Source organism: Streptomyces sp. NPDC046909 (assembly GCF_040644695.1).
GTDB lineage: Bacteria > Actinomycetota > Actinomycetes > Streptomycetales > Streptomycetaceae > Streptomyces.
Genome location: NZ_JBEYXC010000048.1, coordinates 1 through 4,373, shown reverse-complemented (window position 1 = coordinate 4,373; position 4,373 = coordinate 1). Strand labels below are relative to the sequence as shown.

Below are 4,373 nucleotides of genomic sequence, written 5' to 3'. Positions count from 1 at the left end.
CCGAGCAGCCCGCTGGAGGGCTTCCCCGTGCGTACCAGGGGGCCCTCCTCCGGAAGGCGCAGCAGACCGCACGGCACAGCGCGCTTGAACGGCGTTTGAAGAGGTTCCTTGACCAAGCTGCCGAAACTCCGGAATAGCCGCGGTCGTCTTCAGCCTCCGGGCAGGACCGTTCCGGCCGGGCAGGTCTCCTCGGTCAGACGACTCTTCACCAACCGGTCCTGCCCTACGCATTCAGGCCCATGCGCGCAGGGAACGAGGCTGCCACACTTGGCCAATTACACGTCTGAAGGGGCGGGCTGTGCCAGGGCTTTCCTTCATGGGTCAGGTACTTGAGTGGCTGGTGCGGCGCGACTACGACAGGAACCGCGACACCATGCGCGCCGAGGCCGCAGATTTCGTCGGTACCTTTCGCAGCGCCACAGCCCGCACGGTCGGGCCGCACTACGTGCCTTCGGCACGAGTCACCAACGCCGTCCGGACCGGCCACTTGACACACCAACTCATCTCAAACGCCCGGATCGCGACATTCCTACTCGCCCTGCTCCCCCTGTACTTCTTGGCAGGTTCCATTTGGGCTCTGGTTGAGTACGGACCCTCCATGCTCAACCTCCTGCACACCACGGCCGATAGGTTCTACTCCGGGTTTCATCCCAACGTGAACCCGTTTAACTGGGAAGCCGAGCGCTGGCTCGTCGACCTTGGTGCCGTCGTTCTCGGAGTCGTCATCTTCGGCTTCGCAGGCGCCTTCACGGACCGCTTTCCCTACACCGATCGATCATCAGACGGCCTTCTGGCATCAGCTGTCGCGCCCAGTTGGCAGCCGCGGAACAACTACGTTCCCTACCTATGCGCGCTGCTCGTGATCTCCTGCGCCAGGGCGCGGAGTGGCGTGGCACGCCGCCGCGGCGCCTTTCTGCAAGGCGTGGACCTTGCCGTATGCGCCCTGGCACAGGAACTGGTCCGCCTTCCAGCAGATCCCCATCTCTTCCACCGCAACTCGTGCCGCCGTAAGGAAGTCCGTCGGCACGTCCACCTCGTGGCGGCCGCCTTGCAACAGAAGAACCTGCGCCTCGACACGGAGGACGCCGACACCGCTCTCATAGACATCGCAGGAATGGCCCTGCGCATTTGCGACGCCTATGTAGAACGGCACTGGGGAAGTCTGCTTGCCGAAACCCAGCTGACAGGAATCGAACCAATTCACGAGCGTGAGGCGATACGGGTGGCCGCGGCAGGCCTCATCACCGTGAGCGTTTCGTACCTCGCTGCCGCAGGGGGCGTCTCGGCCGCCGCTCTCCCCCTCGTGATCGGGCTCGCAGGCGTAATCTCGTTCAACGTCATACTCGGACGGACACCTCGCGCACTGGAGCTCTTGGACTCGATACGCGGCATCCAGCGCCCCTAACTGAGCGTTTGGTCCGGTGCGGGCCAGGTTCCGACACAGCGCAGGCGCTAGCCGGAAGCAGGTTTGCACCGGCGCCGGCATCTGCAGAACGTGACGTCCGGACTTCCTCGCCCTATCTCGGGTCCGGCACCGGACCCGAGAGAGGCGTGCCGAGTGACGGTGCACCCGACGGTCGATCCGCCCTCGGAGTATGACGATGCGACGTTCCGTCCGCGCGGGTGAGGCTGCGGCGGATCAACCAGCCGAATCAAGGGCGGAACCGTACGAAGATCACGAACCGTTAGTGATCTTCGAAAGGAATTCCCGTGCGCCTCCACACCGCAGCCGTCCTGCTCTGCGCCCTCACCACCCTGGCCGCGCCCAGCGTCGCCCACGCCGCGCCCACGGAGGCTCCAGGCGACACAGTGACCCTACCGGTGCGTGACGCACTCCAGGCGCTGACGGTGGCGGACGAGAGCCGGACCGGCTACACCCGCGACAAGTTCAAGCACTGGATCGACGCCGACCGCGACGGCTGCAACGCCCGCGCGGAGGTGCTCATTTCCGAGGCTGTCGTCGCTCCGGACCAGGGTGCGCGCTGCGCGCTCGCTGGCGGCCTGTGGTGGTCGGCGTACGACGACGTGTACCTGGACAGCGCCCGCCAGCTCGACGTCGACCACCTGGTCCCGCTCGCCGAGGCCTGGGACAGCGGGGCATCAGCCTGGACGGCGAAGGAGCGCGAGGCCTACGCCAACGACCTCGACGATCCACGCGCCTTGATCGCAGTGTCCGCAGCCAGCAATCGCTCGAAGAGTGACCAAGACCCCCGTCAGTGGTTGCCGACCTCGCGCGGCTACCGCTGCCGGTACGTCACCGACTGGATCGCGGACAAGACCCGCTACGCACTCGCCGTCGACCCCGCCGAGCAGACCGCACTCACCGAGACCCTCGCCGACTGCCCGAACGAGCCGCTCACGGTCACCCTCGCCCGGTAACGCCCTCCCCCCAGCGGCCCGGCCTCCCCGCGCGCACCGCAGCGCCCCCAACGGCGTTTCCCTCCCTCCAGCCCCAGTTGAGTACCAGGGAGTTCCTGCGAGGGGTGGAGCACTCAGCAGGAAGCGTCATGAGCGCCTTGGAGGCGGCCACGGCGTACTGGGTGGCCAGTGATGTTTCCGGGTTATCCCGCAAGGGTGAAGTCGTGGAGGCGGGCGATGCCGCGCATGGCGTGCTGACCCCGTCACCAGAGGAGCTCGGGCGGGCGCTAGCGCGGGCGCTGTAGCTGCCACCAAGGGGGTTCGGCAACCTCTGCGATAGGAATGCGGATGCCTCCGCCGCAAACCCTGCGGTCTCCTTCAAAGCGGTTGATCTCCAGGTCCACCCGTTCCACATGGTTGCCTCGGGGCTCAACTCGAAGCCAGCCTCGGTAATTTCCCTTGGGCAGCAGGAAGGTGCGTGCCGGGAAGGAAAGCAGCGGTGGTGTCGGATCCGCGAGCCGCTGGGTGTCCGCGTCATCGGCCACCCGCATCGGTTCCGTTGTGGCAGTCCACGTGCTGCAGTGGATCTCTCGGTCTTCCGTCGTTGTCAGCTGCAGCAGCAGATCGACGAGCAGCTGGCTCCCCGAGCGCCAGACGATCTGACGCTCGACGCAGAGGGTCACTCCGAATCCGCAGACAGGAGCCGTGCCCCGGACTGTCGCGACGGCCTTGTACGTCGCATCGGACTCCCACACGACGACGCCCTCACGCCCTCCCGCGCACAGGGCAGCGGTCTGCACTTCACTGTAGAGATCGGTCATGCCCGCAAGCGATGCTCTGGCGCCCTCGAGGGTGCGCTCGGCAGCCTCGATGTCCTTCTTCTTGACCAGGCTCCCGCTGGTGAGCTCTGTGAGCCAGTTGCTCAGGGATTCATCTTGTTTGTGCTTTCCAACTTCCAGGCCGTAGAGCCTAGATCTGTAGCCGGCGATGTCGAGCCGTTCGATCGCGCCTTCGAGTGCGGATGAGGCCCTGCGCAAGGCCATGCCCGCGTGCGCCGCTGAGCCCAGAAGTGCGTCGCACTTGGCGACGGCGAATTCGGCGTTGGCGATCAGCATCGGCATCTTCAGCCCCTCGGCCGCCGATGCCGCGGCGACCAGTTGCTCACGCGCCAGCCTGAGACGCTCCACCCGCGTTTCAGTTGCCAGCCGGGCCTCTTCGAGGTAGCGGTGTCCCGCCGCCATCGCCGCCTCGTAGGGAGCTGTGGTCAAGTGCTTGACATCGGCCTGAATCTGCTGGAGAACCGGATCGCTGGTTGATGTTGTTTTGAGCAACCCGTCGAAGATGGTCGAGATAGCCTGGGCGCCGACCTTACGGTCCAGGTCCTCACCCGCGAACGCGGCTTTGAAAACAACCATGACAGCTCTCAGGATGACCATCTCGATCACCGGCGTCACCCTAGTGGGCAAAGTGATCACTACCAAGCCCGACACCACTCATCCCTCGTGGCGCGCCCGCCCGGTCCAGCGGCACCATGCAGTGGCCCCGCCCTCAACGGCACGGCCACGCACCCGAACGGGGGATACCAGGCCGCGATGGCCACCTTTTTCGTCCTCGTGGCCCCGCGTGCTGGCCAGCAACGGCGCCAGGCAGCATTAGGCTGCGCGGTGCGGCTGGATGCGCACGCCGCGAGCCTGATAGCCGGTCCCCCACGCCGGTCACACTTCAGGTGAAGGACACCCGGCCGGCGACGGTCCTGGGGAGGGTCCCGCAGGTTTTTCGTCTGCCTGTGCACTGTCGACCTCTGCGGGGTGGTGGGGACCCTGGAGCGGAGTTCGATCATGACTAGGACCGGAGCGAGCGGCCCGAAGGCCCGCGTGCGGGAAGCCCAGCGTGCCACCGGCCTCAAGTACACCCAGTTGTGCGGCGCCCGGCTCGCGCGGGGCCAAGTGCTGCAGTTCCTGTTCGAGGACCGGCAGGGTCTGAGCACCCTGCCCTGGCAACTCGCCGCCGTATGG

At 66.2% G+C, this 4,373-nt stretch carries 3 protein-coding genes; 2 read left to right on the top strand and 1 reads right to left on the bottom strand.

The window, feature by feature from the left end; all coding sequences use genetic code 11:
- The first annotated feature begins 316 nt into the window (after positions 1 to 316).
- Together ABZ928_RS53350 and ABZ928_RS53345 are read left to right on the top strand one after the other, a co-directional pair.
- Positions 317 to 1,405 (top strand): hypothetical protein, encoded by a 1,089-nt coding sequence (locus tag ABZ928_RS53350; protein WP_361537126.1) that lies wholly within the window; start codon positions 317 to 319, stop codon positions 1,403 to 1,405.
- Between the two features lie 305 nt (positions 1,406 to 1,710).
- Positions 1,711 to 2,379, top strand: a complete 669-nt coding sequence (locus ABZ928_RS53345) for an HNH endonuclease family protein (protein ID WP_361537125.1) — start codon at positions 1,711 to 1,713, stop codon at positions 2,377 to 2,379.
- Between the two features lie 266 nt (positions 2,380 to 2,645).
- Here ABZ928_RS53345 and ABZ928_RS53340 read toward each other — a convergent pair whose 3' ends face one another.
- The gene (locus tag ABZ928_RS53340; protein WP_361537123.1) at positions 2,646 to 3,803 is read right to left on the bottom strand and encodes a hypothetical protein; all 1,158 of its coding nucleotides are present in this window, start codon (positions 3,801 to 3,803) and stop codon (positions 2,646 to 2,648) included.
- Positions 3,804 to 4,373 lie beyond the last annotated feature (570 nt).